The organism is Paractinoplanes aksuensis, from assembly GCF_024137025.1.
Taxonomy (GTDB): Bacteria; Actinomycetota; Actinomycetes; order Mycobacteriales; family Micromonosporaceae; genus Actinoplanes; species Actinoplanes aksuensis.
The window spans coordinates 305,246-322,381 of the sequence record NZ_JAMYJR010000009.1 but is presented as its reverse complement, the minus strand read 5'-3'; the positions used below and the strand labels follow the sequence as shown (position 1 = coordinate 322,381).

Sequence of the window (17,136 nt, the reverse complement as noted above, 5' to 3'; positions counted from 1 at the left end):
TCCCGGTGGCGGCCGTGGCGGCCCCGGTGGCGGCGGTGGCGGCTTCCGTCCCGGCGGTGGCGCCGGCGGCGGTGGCGGTGGCTACCGTGGCGGTCCCGGTGGTGGCGGCGGTGGCGGTGGCTACCGTGGCGGTCCCGGCGGTGGTGGCGGCGCCGGTGGCGGTTTCCGCCCCGGTGGCGGTGCCCCGGCCGGTGGCGCTCCGGGTCGTCCCGGCGGTGGCGGTCGCGGTCGTGGCGGCGGTGCCGCGGGTGCCTTCGGGCGTCCGGGTGGCCGGCCGACCCGCGGTCGCAAGTCGAAGAAGCAGCGTCGTCAAGAGTTCGACAACCTGTCGGCTCCGCAGATGAGCTCGGGTGCTCCGCGCGGTCAGGGTCAAGAGATCCGGCTGTCGCGTGGCGCCTCGCTGTCCGACTTCGCCGACAAGATCAACGCGAACCCCGGCTCGCTGGTCCAGGAGATGTTCAACCTGGGCGAGATGGTGACGGCGACGCAGTCGTGCTCCGACGACACGTTGCTGCTGCTCGGCGAGCACCTGGGCTTCACGGTGAGCATCGTCAGCCCCGAGGACGAGGACCGTGAGCTGCTCGCGCAGTTCAACATCGACCTCGACGCCGCGGTGGACGAGAGCCGGCTGGTCACCCGGCCGCCGGTCGTGACCGTCATGGGTCACGTCGACCACGGTAAGACGAAGCTGCTCGACGCGATCCGCAAGACCAACGTGGTCGCCGGCGAGGCGGGTGGCATCACCCAGCACATCGGCGCCTACCAGGTCCACTACGAGCACAACGGCGAGGACCGGGCGATCACCTTCCTCGACACCCCGGGTCACGAGGCGTTCACCGCCATGCGTGCCCGTGGTGCCCAGGTGACCGACATCGTCATCCTCGTGGTCGCGGCCGACGACGGCGTCATGCCGCAGACGGTCGAGGCGTTGAACCACGCCAAGGCGGCCGAGGTGCCGATCGTGGTCGCGGTCAACAAGGTCGACAAGCCCGACGCCAACCCGGACAAGGTGCGTCAGCAGCTGACCGACTACGGCCTGCTGGCCGAGGAGTACGGCGGCGACACGATGTTCGTCAACGTCGCGGCCAAGCCCGGCATCGGCATCGACGACCTGCTCGAGGCGGTTCTGCTGACCGCCGACGCGTCGCTGGAGCTGACCGCTCCGGTCGACGGGCCGGCCCAGGGCGCCGTCGTCGAGTCGCACCTCGACAAGGGTCGTGGTGCGGTCTCCACCGTGCTGGTGCAGAAGGGCACGCTGCGGGCCGGCGACTCGATCGTGGCGGGTGGCGCGCACGGCCGCGTCCGCGCCATGCTCGACGAGAACGGCAACGCGGTCAGCGAGGCCTTCCCGGCCCGTCCGGTGCTGGTCCTCGGTCTGACCTCGGTTCCCGGCGCGGGCGACACGTTCCTCGCCGGTGAGGACGACCGCACGGTCCGGCAGATCGCCGAGCAGCGGCAGGCCCGCCGCCGCGCGGCCAGCTTCGCCAACTCGCGTTCCAAGGCGACTCTCGAGACGCTCATGGAGCAGCTCAAGGAGGGCGAGAAGACCTCGCTCACCCTGGTCATCAAGGGCGACTCGTCCGGTTCGGTCGAGGCCCTGGAAGACGCGCTGTTCAAGCTCGACATCCCGGACGAGATCCAGCTCAAGGTCATCCACCGCGGCGTCGGTGCGATCACCGAGAGCGACGTGAACCTGGCGTCGGCTTCCTCGGAGGCCACCGCCACGATCATCGGCTTCAACGTCCGGGCCTCGAACAAGGTCAAGGAGATGGCCGACCGGGCCAACGTGGAGATCCGCTACTACAGCGTGATCTACCAGGCCATCGAGGAGATCGAGGCCGCGCTCAAGGGCCTGCTCAAGCCGGAGTTCGAAGAGGTCGAGCTGGGCACGGCGGAGATCCGCGAGGTCTTCCGCTCGTCCAAGATCGGTCTCATCGCCGGCTGTCTGGTCCGCACGGGTCTGCTCCGCCGCAACGCCAAGGCCCGCATCCTGCGGGACGGCAGCGTGGTGGCCGACAACGTCACGATCAGCTCGCTGCGCCGCTTCAAGGACGACGCCACCGAGGTCCGCGAGGGCTTCGAGTGTGGTGTGACCATGAGCGGTTTCGGCAGCCCGCAGGTCGGCGACGTGATCGAGACCTTCGAGATGCGCGAGAAGCCGCGCGCGTAACGAGGTAGGAACCACGGACAGCCCCGGCGCTCCTCGCGCCGGGGCTGTTCCCTTTCCGCGGCCCCCGTGGGCGGCGTCCGATCGGCGCTCGGCAAAATGGCCTCCATGCCCCGGTACGCCCTGCTGCTCGCGCCCTCCGCCAACCGCGTCTACGCCGACCAGGCGGCCCGCCTCGCCTCGGCCGAGTTGGCGGCCTTCCTCGACTACCTGGCGCCGGCCGGGAGAGATGACGATCTGGCGCCGGCCGGGAGCGACGACGCCGACGGTCCTTCTTCCCCCTCTGCGGGCATTTCCGAAATTTCGGTCATCAACCTTGGGGGTGTCGAGTACCTCGCGTTCGACGGCTCGCTGAGTGAGCGCGACATCGCGTACGTCTCGAACCTGTCTTCGGCCTATGCGCTCTTCGAGCGGGTCGAGGGCGAGCTGCTGCGGCCCCTGGCCCTGTCGCCGCTGGCCCGGTACGACAGCGACCTGATCACCATCCCGAAGTACGCGGGTAAGACCAACGAGCAGTTCACCAAGCTCGTGCTCAACCTCACGATCCTGGCCTCCGGCTCGGCCGGGCGGATGCTCGACGGCGGCCTGACCGTGCTCGACCCGCTGGCCGGGCGGGGGACCACGCTGAACCAGGCGCTGATGTACGGCTACGACGCGGTCGGGGTCGAGATCGACGGCAAGGACGTCGAGGCGTACAAGCTGTTCCTGCAGACCTGGCTCAAGCGCAAGCGCCTCAAGCACTCGGCCGAGCTCGTGCCGGTGCGGCGGCAGGGCAAGCGGGCGGCCCGGCGGCTCGAGGTGACGATGGCCGCCAGCAAGGACGATCACAAGGCCGGGGCGGTGCAGAAGCTCGTGATGCTGCAGGCCGACACCACCCAGCTCGACGGGCTGCTGCGGGGCGGTGTGGCCGACGTGCTGGTGGCGGATCTGCCCTACGGGGTGGCTCACGGGTCGTACGACGACGAGGGTGGCATCTCGCGGCGGCCGCTCGACCTGCTGGAGCGCGCGGTGCCGCAGTGGCTGCCGTTGCTGCGCAAGGGCGGGGCGCTGGGGCTGTCGTGGAACACGAAGGTGGCGCGGCGCGAGCTGGCCGAGGACATCCTGCTCGCCAACGGGCTCGAGATCGTGCCTCACCAGCCCCTCGAGCACCGGGTCGACCAGGGCATCGAGCGCGATGTGGTGGTCGCCCGGATGACGGCCTGACGCCCGGGCCGCGCCCGGGCGCCCGGGCGGAAAATCCGGCGAGAAATGTCGTACGGCCGCTGTAATCTTCGCTGCGATGTATACCGAAACCGCAGTGTTCGACCTGCTCCTGCCCGGCGATTCGCAGTCGCTGAAGCAGAAGCGTTCCTACGTCCGCCCGATCCTCGCGATGCTGAAGAAATACGAAGTCAGCGTGGCCGAGGTGGGCTTTCACGACCTGCACGGGCGGGCCCAGATCGGGGTGGCGTCGGTGGCGGCCGAGCCCGCTCAGGCCCGCGCCGTCATCGACACCTGCGAGAACCAGGTGGCCGGCCGGCCCGAGATCGAGTTGCTGTCGGTCAAGCGCCGCCTCTACGGCGACGACGACTGACACTCACACGTTCGGCCTCGCGGCCGCATGGGTACGCTTCAGCAGTTGGGCGGGGGTTTGTCGAACCCGCGGGAACACAGTCGGAGGTGGGCGATATGTCGGACCCGGCCAAGACGCGTCGGCATGCGGAACGCGTACGGGAACTGGTGGCATCGCTGGTACGTGAGATCAAAGATCCCCGGCTCGGCATGGTGACGATCACCGACGCGCGGATCACCGGTGATCTGCGCGAGGCGACGGTCTTCTACACGGTGCTCGGCGACGCGACCGAGCAGGCGGCGACCAAGGCGGCCCTCGAGAGCGCCAAGGGCATGCTGCGCACCCGCGTCGGTCACGCGCTGGGCCTGCGGCACTCGCCGAGCCTGGCCTTCTCGCAGGACAACGTGCAGGACCACGCCAAGGAAATGGAAGACCTGCTGGCCGAGGCGCGTCAGCGCGACCAGGAGGTGCAGCGGCTGGCCGCCGGCAAGCAGTACGCGGGCGACGCCGACCCCTACAAGAGCGAGGACGACGAGGACGACGACTCCGCCGAGCGGGTCGGGGCCCGCGAGGACCAGGGGTGACCTCCTCCTCCGTGACGCGGCCCGGTGTCGAGCCGGGCCGCGTTTCTCCTGCTCCCGAGCCGCGCTCGCCCGAGCCGGCGGCGGTGGCCGAGGCCGACTGGGCGGCGGCCGTGGCGGCGATCCGCGGGGTCGCGCTCGACGCCGAGGTGCAGCTGATCTGTCACGTCAACCCCGACGGGGACGCGCTCGGCAGCATGCTCGGCTTCGCGCTGGGTCTGCGGCGGCTGGGCTTCACCCGGCTGCGGGCGACTTTCCCCGGCGAGTTCGACGTGCCCGAGCCCTACCGTGCGTTGCCCGGCTCCGAGCTTCTCGTGCCCGAACCGGGGGCGTACGCCGAACCGGCCCTGATCCTGATCTTCGATGTGGCTGCCGAGTCGCGCCTGGGCGGGCTGGCCGACCGGCTCGAGGGCGACGCTCCCGTGGTGGTGCTCGACCATCACGCGTCGTTCACCGGCTTCGGCGACGTCGGCCTGGTCGACCCGAAGGCCGCCGCCACGTCGGTCGTGGCCGACGAGCTGCTGACCCGCCTCGGTGTCCCGCTCGACGCCGAGATCGCGGAGTGCCTGTACGTGGCGCTGACGACCGACACCGGCTCGTTTAAGTTCGTCCGCTCGCCCTCGGTCCACGCGCTGGCGGCCCGCCTGATCGCCACCGGCATCAGCCCGGCCGAGATCGCCCGCCGCACGTTCGACACCCGCCCGTTCGGCGCGATGAAGCTGGCCGGCGAGGTGCTGGGCCGCGCGGTGCTCGACCCGGCCGCGGCCGGCGGCAAGGGCCTGGTCTGGACGTACGCGACCACGGCCGATCTGGAACGGCACGGCCAGCGCCCCTACGTGCTCGACGCGCTGATCGACCCGGTGCGCGGAGTGGCCGAGGCCGACGTCGCGGTCGTCATCAAAGAGCTGACCCCCGGCGAGTGGGCTGTGTCACTGCGCTCCAAGGGCGGCGTGAACGTCAGCGCGGTCGCCATGGCCCTGGGCGGCGGTGGTCACCGGTTGGCCGCCGGTTTCACCGGTCACGGCACCCCCGACGACGTGATCGCCCGGATCCGTCCCCTGTTGGAGGCCTGACCTCCCGTTTTCCTCCTCGCCCGTCTCGGCCTCACCGGCCGGGGCGGGCGATTTCGTGTTGTCGGCTATCGGCTTTTCCGTCTCGCTTCGTGGGAAGCGCCCACCAGGAAGCGGAACTGAACGATAGTTTTGGTGCCTGAACGGTGATTTGGTTTTGCGTGGTCGTGACCACCGCCCGCCGCGGAACCTCGAGCCACCCGGGTCCACCGACTCGGGTCGCGTCACCCGTGCCAGGCGCCCGGCGATCCCGGGCCGGCCCATGTGACGCCCGCTCGACCGATCTTCCGGACGCGTGTGTACGTGCCGCGTCCCCCACCGTGGAAGGACCACGATCATGGCCGCGAAGCCGAAGCCCCAGACCACCGACGAAGCCCGCGAGGCGGCGCGCCGCGCCCTGCAGACCTCGATGGACACGCGTCAGTAACCTGGGTAAGCACCCATCTGAATTGCAGTCCTTACGGCCGGGCGGGCATCATGGGACACCATGAGCCCGCCTGCCCAGCCGAACACCTCCGGCGACCCGGGCCGTCCCGCATCGCCGTCCGCCCGCTCCGACCGCGTAGCGCCTGAACCGGCCGCCGGCCGCACCGCGCCGTCGACCGTTTCCGCGCCGGCCGGCGTTTCGGCCAAGCGGATCGCGCAGCTGGCTCTGCCGGCGCTGGTCGTGCTGGCGGCTGAGCCGCTGTATGTGCTCGTCGACACCGCTGTGGTCGGGCACCTCGGTTCGGTGCCGCTCGCGGCCGTCGCGGTCGGCGGCACGATCATGTCGGTGGCCGCGTGGTTGGGCACGCTCATGGCCTACGGCACCACTGGCCGGGCCGCCCGGCGCTTCGGCGCGGGGGACAGGGCCGCCGCGGTCGCCGAAGGGGTGCAGGCGTCGTGGCTCGCGTTCGCAGTCGGCGTACTGCTGGCTCTGCTCGCCCAGCCCTTCGCCGACCCGCTCGCGCAAGCCCTCTCCGGCGACCCCGCCGTCGCCGACGCTGCCGCCACCTGGTTGCGGGTCGCGGCTCTCGGCGCGCCCGGCCTGCTGCTGGCCGCGGCCGGCAACGGCTGGATGCGCGGCGTCCAGGACACTCGACGCCCGCTATTTTACGTGCTCGGCGCCAACGTGCTCTCGGCGATCCTCTGTCCCGTGCTCGTCTACCCGGTGGGCTGGGGGCTCACCGGCTCGGCCGTGGCCAACGTGGTCGCGCAGAGCGTCTCTGGCGGCTTCTTCCTGTACGCCCTGATCCGCGAGACGAAGCACCTGCGTCCTCATCTCGGCGTGATCGGCCAGCAGCTGAGCCTGGGCCGGGACCTGCTCATCCGAGGAGCAGCGTTCCAAGCCTGCTTCCTGTCGGCGACCGCCGTGGCGAGCCGCTTCGGGGTCGAGTCGGTCGGAGCCCACCAGATCGCGCTGCAGCTGTGGTTCTTCAGCGCGCTCGCCTTGGACGCGGTGGCGATCGCCGCGCAGTCGCTGGTCGGAGCGGCGCTCGGTGGCAGCAACGCGGCCGAGGCGCGCGCGGTGGCCCGGAAGGTCACTCTCTCGGGCGGGCTGGCCGGGGTCGTGTTCGCGCTTCTGGCCGCGGCGGGCAGCAGCCACATCCCGGGCTGGTTCACCCCCGACGCCGAGGTGCACGACCAGGCGGCGGTGATCTGGCCCTGGTTCATCGGGCTGATGCCGTTCGCCGGTGTGGTCTACGCCCTCGACGGCGTGCTCATCGGGGCCGGCGACGTGAAGTTCCTGCGCAACATCACGCTGGCGGCGGCGCTGCTCGGCTTCCTGCCGGCCATTTGGATCGCGTACTTCTTCGACCTGGGTCTGGGCGGCGTGTGGGCCGGCCTCGCCCTGCTCATCCTGATCCGCTTCGTCACGACCGTGTGGCGCTGGCGTTCCGATCGCTGGGCCGTCGTCGGCGCCACCCGCTGAGCCTCGCGGGGCCGGGGGGCTTCTAGGGTGGTCCGGTGAACACGGACGGACTCATCGTGGTGGACAAGCCGGCGGGGATGACCTCGCACGACGTGGTGGCCCGCATCCGGCGCCTGGCCAAGACCCGGCGCGTGGGCCACGGCGGCACCCTCGACCCGATGGCCACCGGCGTGCTGATCATCGGCGTCAACCGCGCGACGCGCCTGCTGACGTACGTGATCGGCTCCGGCAAGAGCTACGCCGCGACCATCCGCCTGGGCCAGTCCACGATCACCGACGACGCCGAGGGCGATGTCACGGCGACCACCCCGGCCGGCCACGTGACCGACGAAGCCATCCACGACGGCCTGGCCCGCCAGCGCGGCGAGATCGACCAGGTGCCGAGCGCCGTCAGCGCCATCAAGATCAAGGGTGAGCGGGCGTACAAGCGCGTCCGCGAGGGCGAGGACGTCCAGATCCCCGCCCGCCGGGTCACGATCTCCCGCCTGGAGATCCTCGATATCCGCCGCACCGACGACGACGTCGTCGACATCGACATCGACGTCACGTGCTCCTCCGGCACGTACATCCGGGCCATCGCCCGCGACCTGGGAACCCTGCTCGAGGTCGGCGGCCACCTGACGGCCCTGCGCCGCACCGCCGTCGGCGACATGACCCTGGCCGAGGCCCGCACTCTCGAACAGCTCGAGGAGTCAGCCCCCGACGTGGTGACCCTGCCGATGGCCGAGGCCGCCCGCCAGGCCTTCTCCCAGCGCGAGGCCACCGCCGAAGAGGCCAAGGTGCTGAGCCACGGCGGCCCGCTCGACCCGGTCGGCATCACCGGCCCGTACGCGGTGTTCGCCCCCACCGGCGAGGTGCTGGCGATCGTCTCCGAGCGCGAAGGCAAAGCCCGGGCCGAGATCGTCCTCGCCCCGGCCTGAATCCGGCCGGGCCGGGGCGTCGATACGCTGGGGGCGTTGGCGTTGGCCGGGAGGGCTTTGTGATGCAGCGGTGGCGGGGATTTGAGGCTGTTCCTGGTGGCTGGGGGCGGTCGGTCGTCACGATCGGGGTCTTCGACGGGGTGCATCGGGGGCACCAGGCGATCATCGGGCACGCCGTGAAGCGGGCCCGCGACCTGGGCCTGCAGTCGGTGGTGGTCACCTTCGACCCGCATCCGGCCGAGGTCGTGCGGCCGGGGTCGCACCCGGCGGTGCTGACCGAGCCGGTGCGCAAGGCCGAGCTGATCGAGCAGCTGGGCGTCGACGCGCTCTGCGTGGTGCCTTTCACTCCGGCGTTCTCGCAGCTCAGCCCCGAGGCCTTTGTGCACGACGTGCTGGTCGAGGCGCTGCACGCGGCCGTGGTCGTGGTGGGGGACAACTTCCGGTTCGGGCACAAGGCGGCCGGTGACGTGGGGCTGCTGGGACGGCTGGGGGTGTCGTTCGGGTTCACCGTCGAGGACGCGCCGCTGGTCTCCGAGGACGGGCTGGTCTTCTCCTCGACGTACATCAGAAGTTGTGTCGATGCCGGGGACGTGCGTGCCGCCGCGGCGGCTCTGGGGCGGCCGCACCGGTTGGGGGGCGTGGTCGTCCGCGGGGACCAGCGGGGGCGCGAGATCGGGTTCCCCACCGCCAACCTCATGGTTCACCGCTACGCCGCAGTGCCGGCCGACGGCGTGTACGCGGCCTGGCTGATCCGCGGGGGCGAGCATGCCGCCCGGCTGCCGGCCAGCGTGTCGATCGGCACCAACCCCACGTTCTCGGGGCGGGAGCGGCGGGTCGAGGCCTACGTGCTCGACTTCAGTGGCGACCTCTACGGCGAGCGGGTCAGCCTCGATTTCGTGGCCCATCTGCGCGAGCAGCGCACCTACGACGCGATCGAGCCGCTGGTGGCGCAGATCCGCGACGACGTCGAACAGACCCGCGTGTTGCTTCGGTGACCCCCTGGTAGGGTTGACACGACGTTGGCTTATCCAACGACCGGTCCCGCCTGCCTGCCCGACGCCGCGGGCCGCGGGGAAACCGATTCCTCGGCAACACAGAAGTACGGAGAACATGGCGCTCGATCAAGAGACCAAGACCAAGATCATCGACGAGTACAAGGCGAAGGACGGCGACACCGGTTCGCCCGAGGTCCAGGTCGCGATGCTCACCAAGCGGATCGCCGACCTCACCGAGCACCTCAAGACCCACAAGCACGACCACCACAGCCGTCGTGGTCTGCTGCTGCTGGTCGGCCGTCGCCGCCGCCTGCTCAACTACGTGCAGAAGAAGGACATCGCGCGCTACCGGACGCTGATCGAGCGTCTCGGCCTGCGCCGCTGATTCGACGGGGGAGTGGCCGACCGGCCGCTCCCCCGAGTTCTACCACCGGACCCGCGCGGTCCGCAGTGAGCCACCGGTCCTCGGTAGTGGTTCCCAGGCAGAAGAATCCTGGGTACTTCGATCGAAGACCGGCAGCTGCGAAAACAACCGCGCTGTGTAGACCGCCGGGTCCTCGACGAAGGAGTACCGCACCACATGACAGAGCAGAACACCGCTCTCGGCACCGAGTTCCGCACCGCCGTCATCGACAACGGGTCGTTCGGCACTCGCGAGATCACGTTCTCCACCGGCCGGCTGGCCAAGCAGGCCGCCGGTTCGGTCATCGTCCAGCTGGGCGACACCGTCGTCCTCTCCGCGACCACGGCCAGCAAGCAGCCGAAGGAGCACTTCGACTTCTTCCCGCTCACGGTCGACGTCGAGGAGCGGATGTACGCCGCCGGTCGCATCCCCGGCTCGTTCTTCCGCCGTGAGGGCCGCCCCAGCGAGGACGCCATCCTCACCTGCCGCCTGATCGACCGGCCGCTGCGCCCGTCGTTCACCAAGGGCCTGCGCAACGAGGTCCAGGTCGTCGAGACCGTCCTCGCGCTCGACCCGGCCCACCCGTACGACGTGGTCGCCATGAACGGCGCCTCGCTGTCGACCAAGCTGTCCGGCCTGCCGTTCAGCGGCCCGATCGGCTCGACCCGGGTCGCGCACATCGACGGCCAGTGGGTTGCCTTCCCGACCCTCGAGGAGCTCGAGCGGGCCACCTTCGACATGGTCGTCGCCGGCCGCGTCGTGGGTGACGGCGACGTCGCCATCATGATGGTCGAGGCCGAGGCCACGCCGAACGCGGTCAAGCTGATCGCCGGTGGCGCCACCGCCCCGACCGAGGAGATCGTGGCGAGCGGCCTCGAGGCGGCCAAGCCGGCCATCCGCGAGCTCTGCCGCGCGCAGAGCGAGCTGGCCGCGATCGCCTCGAAGCCGGCCGTCGAGTTCCCGGTCTTCCTCGACTACCAGGACGACGTCTACGCGGCCGTGACCGAGGCCGTCCGGGCCGAGACGGCCGAGGCCCTCAAGATCGCGGCCAAGCAGGAGCGCGAAGAGGCCCTCGACCTGGTCAAGGCCAAGGCCCACGAGCTGCTCGACGAGCGCTTCGAGGGTCGCGAGAAAGAGATCAGCGCCGCCTTCCGCTCGGTCACCAAGAGCGAGGTGCGCCAGCGCGTGCTGCGCGAGCAGGTCCGCATCGACGGCCGGGGCCCGGCCGACCTGCGGCCGCTGTCCGCTCAGATCGGCATCCTGCCCCGCGTGCACGGCTCGGCCCTGTTCGAGCGGGGCGAGACCCAGATCATGGGTGTCACCACGCTGAACATGCTGCGCATGGAGCAGTCGCTCGACACCCTGGCGCCCGAGAAGTCCAAGCGCTACATGCACAACTACAACTTCCCGCCGTACTCGACCGGTGAGACCGGCCGGGTGGGTTCGCCGAAGCGCCGCGAGATCGGCCACGGCGCGCTGGCCGAGCGGGCCCTGGTGCCCGTGCTGCCCTCGCGCGAGGAGTTCCCGTACGCGATCCGCCAGGTCTCCGAGGCGCTGGGCTCCAACGGCTCGACGTCGATGGGCTCGGTCTGCGCCTCGACGCTGTCGCTGCTGAGCGCCGGTGTGCCGCTGAAGGCCCCGGTCGCCGGTATCGCGATGGGCCTGATCTCGGACGAGGTCGACGGCAAGACCCAGTACGTCGCGCTGACCGACATCCTGGGCGCCGAGGACGCGTTCGGCGACATGGACTTCAAGGTCGCCGGCACCAGCGAGTTCGTGACCGCCCTGCAGCTCGACACCAAGCTCGACGGGATCCCGTCCGACGTGCTGGCCGGTGCCCTGCAGCAGGCGCACGACGCCCGCGCCACGATCCTGGGCGTGATGGAGGCCGCGATCAGCTCGCCGGCCGAGATGTCGGAGTACGCCCCGCGCGTCACCTCCGTCAAGATCCCGGTCGACAAGATCGGCATGGTCATCGGGCCCAAGGGCCAGACGATCAACGCGATCCAGGACGAGACCGGCGCCGACATCTCGATCGAGGACGACGGCACGATCTACGTCGGCGCGACCAACGGCCCGTCGGCCGACGCCGCGGTCGAGCGGATCAACGCCATCGCCAACCCGACGCTGCCCAAGGTCGGCGACAAGTTCCTCGGCACCGTGGTCAAGACGGCCGCGTTCGGCGCCTTCATCTCGCTGCTGCCCGGCCGCGACGGCCTGCTGCACATCAGCAAGGTCGGCGACGGCAAGCGGGTCGAGAAGGTCGAGGACTTCCTCAACGTCGGCGACAAGGTCGAGGTGTCCATCGCGGACATCGACGCTCGCGGCAAGATCTACCTGGACAAGGTCCGCCCGGAAGGCGAAGAGGCTCCGGCCGCTCCGGCTGCCGCCGAGGGTGGCCGCCCGCCGCGCGAGCCGCGCGGTGAGGGTGGTGGCGAGCCCCGCCGTCGTCGTCGCTCCGGCGGCGAGGGTGGCCGTGGCGAGCGCCGCGAGTAACAAGTAGTGACAACGAGTTCGACGCGCGGGCCGGCTTCCCAGCCGGCCCGCGCTACTACCAAGACGTTGTCGGACGGCGCCAAGCGCACCACGCTCCCCAGCGGGCTGCGCATCGTCACCGAGGCCATCCCGACCACCCGCAGCGCCTCCCTCGGGGTGTGGGTGGGCATCGGCTCACGGGACGAGACGCCCGGCATGTCCGGCGCCTCGCACTTCCTCGAGCACCTGCTCTTCAAGGGCACCCACAAGCGCACCGCGCTGCAGATCTCGAGCGAGATCGAGGCGGTGGGCGGCGAGACCAACGCCTTCACCACGAAGGAATACACCTGCTACTACGCGCGGGTGCTCGACGCCGACCTGCCGCTCGCGGTCGACGTGCTGGTCGACGCCGTGGCCGACTCGATCATGGAGCCGGCCGACGTCGAGACCGAGCGCGGCGTGATCCTCGAAGAGATCGCGATGCACGAGGACGAGCCCGGTGACGAGGTGCACGACATCTTCACCGAGGCCATCTTCGGTGACCACCCGCTGGGCCGGCTCATCTCGGGGACCGAGGAATCGATCACCCCGATGACCCGCAACCAGATCCACGGCTTCTACCGGCGGCGCTACAAGGCGCCCCAGATCGTGATCGCGGCCGCGGGCAACCTCGACCACGCCACGGTCGTCCGGCTGGTCCGCAAGGCGCTGGCCGGCACCGCGCTCGACTCCGCGCCGGCCGACCCGGCCCCGCCGCGGTCCGGTTCGAAGCGCGTACCGACCCAGAAACCGCACGTGGTGGTGCGCAACCGGGACACCGAGCAGGGTCACCTGGTGCTGGGCGGGGTCGGCATCGGCCGCCGTGACGAGCGCCGCTTCGCCATCGGGGTGCTCAACAACATCCTCGGCGGCGGCATGTCGAGCCGGCTCTTCCAAGAGATCCGCGAGAAGCGGGGCCTGGCCTACTCGGTCTACTCGTACGCCAGCCAGTACGCCGACGCCGGCCTGTTCGGCGTCTATGCGGGCTCGGCCCCGGGCAAATCCGACGAGGTGCTCGACCTCGTGCGGGTGGAACTCGAACGGATGGCGGTCAAGGGCGTCAGCGCCGACGAGCTGGCCCGCGGCAAGGGCATGGTCAAGGGCTCGTACGTGCTGGGGCTCGAGGACACCGGCTCGCGGATGAGCCGCCTGGCCAAGTCGGAGCTGCTGTACGGCGAGCTCATGGGCGTCGACGACCTGCTGGCCCGGGTCGACGCGGTCACCCTGGACGAGGTCAACGAGGCGGCCACCGAGTTGCTCACGCCGCCGATGTCGCTGGCCGTGGTCGGACCCTTCGACGAGAACGCGTTCGGAGCGCACCGCTAACCTTGGACCCCGTGACGACGCTGGAGACCCCACCGCCGCCCACCCCCACCGTGACGCCGGAACAGCGCAAGCGCCGGATCATCGGCATGACGGTGTGGGCGGCGGCCTTCGCGGTGTTCGTGTGGCTGGTCGGCGTGCCGACCAGCGACCCGCTCACCGCCTTCGGCTGGCTCTGGCTGGCCACCATCGCCTGGCGCAACTATCTGCCGTGGCGGGAACACCTGCTCTTCCTGCGCGACTGGGGTCCGGTGGCGCTGCTGCTGGTCATCTACAACGTGTCCCGCGGTGCCGCCGATGAGCTCTTCGCGCCGCACGTCACCCCGCTGATCGATGCCGACGTGGCCATGTTCGGCTGGCTCACCGACGGCAAGATCCCCACGGTGTGGCTGCAGGAACACCTCTACACCAAGACCGTCCCCTGGTGGGAGGTGATCATCACGATCGTCTACACCTCGCACTTCCTGGCCGTGCCGACGGTGGCCGTGGTGCTGTGGCTGCGCAACCGTGGTCTGTCCTACCGGTTCCTGCGCCGGTGGATCACGCTCAGCATGGCCGGCCTCGTCACCTATTTCCTCTACCCGGCCGCGCCGCCGTGGTGGGCCTGGAAGTACGGCTATCTCAGTGACGAGGTACTGCGCTTCTCGACGCGCGGCCTCGACGTCATCGGTCTGCACGGCGCGGGCAACACCCTCAACGCCCTGCAGGTGCACCAGTCCAACCCGGTGGCCGCCATGCCGTCCCTGCACACGGCGTACGCGATGATGGCCGTGGCTTTCTTCCTGCCGATGGTCCGCAAGCGGTGGTGGCCGCTGCTGCTGGCGTATCCGCTGGCCATGACCTTCACGCTGGTCTACACGGGCGAGCACTACGTGATCGACGTGTTCGTCGGCTGGCTCTACGTCGCGGGCGTGTTCGCGGTGGTGGGCGTGGCCGAACGCTGGTGGGCCCGGCGGACGTCGAACCGGCCGGGCGGACTAAATTATCCGAATGACGAACCAGGCTGAGCCGATCCGCGTCGGTGTTCTCGGGGCCCGGGGCCGCATGGGCCTCGAAGTGTGCAAGGCGGTCGACGGCGCCGGCGACATGGAGCTGGTGGCCATGCTCGACCAGGGCGACGAGCTGTTCAAGGCATCCGACGCCGGGGCTCAGGTGTTCGTCGACTTCACTACCCCTGACGCGGTCATGGACAACCTGCACTGGGCGATCGACCAGGGCATCAGCATGGTCGTCGGCACCACCGGCTTCACCGACCAGCGACTGGCCCAGGTCGGCGAGTGGCTGGCCGCCAAGCCCGGCGCCGGGGTGCTCGTCGCGCCCAACTTCGGTCTCGGCGCGGTGCTGATGATGCAGTTCGCGGCCCGGGCCGCCCGCTACTTCGACTCGGTCGAGATCATCGAGCAGCACCACCCGCGCAAGCTCGACGCCCCGAGCGGCACGTCGACCCACACGGCCCGGCTGATCGCCCAGGCTCGGGCCGAGGCCGGTCTGGGCGCGATGCCCGACGCGACCAAGGACGAGGTCGACGGCGCCCGGGGAGCCGACATCGAGGGCGTACGCATCCACTCGGTGCGCGCCGCGGGCCTGGTCGCCCACCAAGAGGTGCTGTTCGGCTCGCTCGGCGAGACGCTTACCATCCGCCACGACTCCCTCGACCGGGTGTCGTTCATGCCCGGCGTCCTGCTCGGCGTCCGCAAGATCCTCGCCCGCCCAGGCCTAACGGTGGGGCTCGACAGCTTCCTCGACTGACAAACCCTCCGGCAGGCCGGTGAGCCGGCCATCGGTGAAGGCGACCGGGTGGCCGGCGATGCGCAGGTCGGTCACGGTGGGGGCGTCGGGCATCGGGCGTACGCGGACCACGCCGTTCGGGACGTCCGGGTCCAGGCCGAGCTGGGCCTGGAGGATCAACACGGCCGCGGCGGCCGACCACGCCTGTGGGTGACATGAGGCTGGGTACGGCATCGGTCGGCTGATGTCGTCGCGCGCGTCGCCGCTGTACAGCTCGGGCAGCCGGAAGCCGAACGCCTCGGCCGCGCTCAGCAGCCCGTCGACCAGCCGGCCGGCCTCGGCGGCGAAGCCGGCCCGGGCCAGACCGGCGGCGACGATGGCGGTGTCGTGGGTCCAGACCGAACCGCAGTGGTACGACAGGGGAGCGAACCCGCCGTCGCCGGATGACATCGTGCGCAGGCCGTAGGCGCCGGACATCTCGGGCGAGCCGAGCGCTGCCGCTACCTTGGCCTCCTCGTCCCCGGTCAGCAGACCGGTGCCCAAGAGGTGGCCGATGTTGCTGGTCAGCGCGTCGACCGGCTGCTTCTCGCGGTCGAGGGCCAGGGCCGGGTAGCGGCCGCCGCCGACCCAGAACGCGTCGCGGAACCGGGTCTCGAGCGCGTCCGCGTAGGCCCGCCACAGCGAGCCGCCGGGCCGGCCGAACGCGTCGAGCAGCGCGGCCCCGTCGACGGCGGCCCGGTACGCGTATCCCTGCACCTCGGCCAGCGCGATGGGTGGCTCGGCCAGCCGGCCGTCGTGGAAGCGGACCGCGTCGTGCGAGTCCTTCCAGCCCTGGTTGGCCAGGCCACGCCCGGTCGGGTCGAGGTATTCGAGGAAGCCGTCGCCGTCCGGGTCGGCGTGGTCGGCCAGCCAGCCCAGCGCGTTCTCGAGGGCGGGCAGCAGTTCGGCGATCTCGGCCCGGTCGTGGCCCCAGCGCCACGCGTCGTGCAGCAGGCTGATCCAGAGCAGGGTGGCGTCGATCGTGCCGTAGTAGACGGCGGGCAGCCGGCCCTCGACCGTGACGTCGGCCCGGCGCAGCTCGTGCATGATCTTGCCGGGGGCCTCGCCGGTCGCGGGGTCGAGCTTCGTGCCCTGGCGGCGGGCCAGCACCCGCAGCGTGCCGAGGGCGAGGTCGGTGCCGAGCGGGAGCATCATGCGGGCGGCCCACAGGCTGTCCCGGCCGAACAGCGTCAGGTACCAGGGCACGCCGGCCCCCAGGAAGGTGTCGCCGTCGTCGATCGCGGTGGTCAGGCGTAGCCCGGCCAGGTCGTCCAGGGACCGGTCGAGCAGCCGGGTCAGGCGGTGGTCGGGGCCGCGGACGACCGGGCGGGCGAACTCGCCGCGCGGGCCCGTGAGCATGACCGCCGCCGGGTCGTGGACGGTGAGAGCCCAGCGCAAGGTCACTTGGCCATGGGGAGGCAAGGTCACCGAACACGACAGATCGCCCTCGATGCGGACCTCGACATCGGCACCACCTTGTCCGACTTTTCCGGACTTGACCTCCTCGATCGACGCCAGGTCGCTGGCGGTTTCCACGGTCACGAGAGTCGTCACCGGAGCGTCCGCGGTCGAAGCGATGGTGATCTCCTCGTCGACCGCGCCCGGCCGGACCCGTCGCACCCGGTCGATGCGTACGGTCGGATCGGCCCCGGGATTGCCCAGCCAGCGGGCCAGACTCACGAAGCGCGTCGCCCCCGCCCCGATCGCAGCGTGCCCGATCGGCTCGGGTTCCCGGTCGTCCAGGCGCAGCACGGCCAGCGACAGCACTCGCCGATCGGCGTGGAACACCCCGTGCACCCCGGACGCCCGGATCTGACCGTCCGGCCCGGAGAGCGCCGAGGTCGGTGCGGCGAGGGTGGGCACCAGATCGTGCAGAAGGGGCTGGAGCGGCACGCGATCTCCCGGGGTTGACAGCGGGCGGGGCTGCGGGCA

General features: G+C 70.8%; 14 protein-coding genes. 13 read left to right on the top strand and 1 reads right to left on the bottom strand.

What is annotated here, in order from left to right; translation table 11 throughout:
• The 13 genes from infB to dapB all read left to right on the top strand — a co-directional run.
• On the top strand, positions 1-2,170 hold a 2,170-nt coding region (gene infB / locus M1L60_RS10485), incomplete at its 5' end, for a translation initiation factor IF-2 (protein WP_253237129.1).
• A gap of 105 nt (positions 2,171-2,275) precedes the next feature.
• A complete protein-coding gene (locus tag M1L60_RS10480; RefSeq protein WP_253237128.1) occupies positions 2,276-3,370 on the top strand; it encodes a TRM11 family SAM-dependent methyltransferase in 1,095 nt (364 codons plus the stop codon).
• Positions 3,371-3,446: 76 nt separating this feature from the next.
• Positions 3,447-3,740 (top strand): DUF503 domain-containing protein, encoded by a 294-nt coding sequence (locus M1L60_RS10475; RefSeq protein WP_253237127.1) that lies wholly within the window; start codon positions 3,447-3,449, stop codon positions 3,738-3,740.
• Positions 3,741-3,835: 95 nt separating this feature from the next.
• Positions 3,836-4,303 (top strand): 30S ribosome-binding factor RbfA, encoded by a 468-nt coding sequence (gene rbfA, locus M1L60_RS10470; protein WP_253237126.1) that lies wholly within the window; start codon positions 3,836-3,838, stop codon positions 4,301-4,303.
• Positions 4,304-4,386: 83 nt separating this feature from the next.
• Complete coding sequence (locus M1L60_RS10465) at positions 4,387-5,373, top strand: DHH family phosphoesterase (protein WP_253237154.1); 987 nt, start codon at positions 4,387-4,389, stop codon at positions 5,371-5,373.
• 484 nt (positions 5,374-5,857) lie between these two features.
• The gene (locus tag M1L60_RS10460; RefSeq protein WP_253237125.1) at positions 5,858-7,282 is read left to right on the top strand and encodes an MATE family efflux transporter; all 1,425 of its coding nucleotides are present in this window, start codon (positions 5,858-5,860) and stop codon (positions 7,280-7,282) included.
• 35 nt (positions 7,283-7,317) lie between these two features.
• Positions 7,318-8,202, top strand: coding sequence for a tRNA pseudouridine(55) synthase TruB (gene truB, locus M1L60_RS10455; RefSeq protein WP_308208445.1), 885 nt, complete (start codon positions 7,318-7,320; stop codon positions 8,200-8,202).
• Between the two features lie 62 nt (positions 8,203-8,264).
• Entirely contained in the window at positions 8,265-9,197 is a 933-nt protein-coding gene (locus tag M1L60_RS10450; protein ID WP_253237124.1) for a bifunctional riboflavin kinase/FAD synthetase, read from the top strand.
• A 115-nt stretch (positions 9,198-9,312) separates the two neighbouring features.
• The gene (gene rpsO / locus M1L60_RS10445) at positions 9,313-9,582 is read left to right on the top strand and encodes a 30S ribosomal protein S15 (protein WP_202990009.1); all 270 of its coding nucleotides are present in this window, start codon (positions 9,313-9,315) and stop codon (positions 9,580-9,582) included.
• Between the two features lie 195 nt (positions 9,583-9,777).
• Entirely contained in the window at positions 9,778-12,096 is a 2,319-nt protein-coding gene (locus M1L60_RS10440; protein ID WP_253237123.1) for a polyribonucleotide nucleotidyltransferase, read from the top strand.
• Between the two features lie 6 nt (positions 12,097-12,102).
• Positions 12,103-13,440, top strand: a complete 1,338-nt coding sequence (locus M1L60_RS10435) for a M16 family metallopeptidase (RefSeq protein WP_253237122.1) — start codon at positions 12,103-12,105, stop codon at positions 13,438-13,440.
• A gap of 86 nt (positions 13,441-13,526) precedes the next feature.
• Positions 13,527-14,444, top strand: a complete 918-nt coding sequence (locus M1L60_RS10430) for a phosphatase PAP2 family protein (protein WP_253237152.1) — start codon at positions 13,527-13,529, stop codon at positions 14,442-14,444.
• Complete coding sequence (gene dapB / locus M1L60_RS10425) at positions 14,428-15,186, top strand: 4-hydroxy-tetrahydrodipicolinate reductase (protein ID WP_253237121.1); 759 nt, start codon at positions 14,428-14,430, stop codon at positions 15,184-15,186. Before M1L60_RS10430 ends, dapB begins: the two co-directional genes overlap by 17 nt.
• On the opposite strand, the gene M1L60_RS10420 is transcribed toward dapB, so the two are convergent.
• Positions 15,154-17,097, bottom strand: coding sequence for a glycogen debranching N-terminal domain-containing protein (locus M1L60_RS10420; protein WP_253237120.1), 1,944 nt, complete (start codon positions 17,095-17,097; stop codon positions 15,154-15,156). The two genes, dapB and M1L60_RS10420, sit on opposite strands and share 33 nt — an antisense overlap.
• Positions 17,098-17,136: the final 39 nt, after the last annotated feature.

What these genes read in the sequence shown, in the direction of transcription:
- M1L60_RS10480 (WP_253237128.1), top strand. Translation starts at nt 2,276, where the DNA reads ATGCCCCGGTACGCCCTGCTGCTCGCGCCCTCCGCCAACCGCGTCTAC.
- M1L60_RS10475 (WP_253237127.1), top strand. Translation starts at nt 3,447, where the DNA reads ATGTATACCGAAACCGCAGTGTTCGACCTGCTCCTGCCCGGCGATTCG.
- rbfA (WP_253237126.1), top strand. Translation starts at nt 3,836, where the DNA reads ATGTCGGACCCGGCCAAGACGCGTCGGCATGCGGAACGCGTACGGGAA.
- M1L60_RS10460 (WP_253237125.1), top strand. Translation starts at nt 5,858, where the DNA reads ATGAGCCCGCCTGCCCAGCCGAACACCTCCGGCGACCCGGGCCGTCCC.
- M1L60_RS10450 (WP_253237124.1), top strand. Translation starts at nt 8,265, where the DNA reads ATGCAGCGGTGGCGGGGATTTGAGGCTGTTCCTGGTGGCTGGGGGCGG.
- rpsO (WP_202990009.1), top strand. Translation starts at nt 9,313, where the DNA reads ATGGCGCTCGATCAAGAGACCAAGACCAAGATCATCGACGAGTACAAG.
- M1L60_RS10440 (WP_253237123.1), top strand. Translation starts at nt 9,778, where the DNA reads ATGACAGAGCAGAACACCGCTCTCGGCACCGAGTTCCGCACCGCCGTC.
- M1L60_RS10430 (WP_253237152.1), top strand. Translation starts at nt 13,527, where the DNA reads ATGACGGTGTGGGCGGCGGCCTTCGCGGTGTTCGTGTGGCTGGTCGGC.
- dapB (WP_253237121.1), top strand. Translation starts at nt 14,428, where the DNA reads ATGACGAACCAGGCTGAGCCGATCCGCGTCGGTGTTCTCGGGGCCCGG.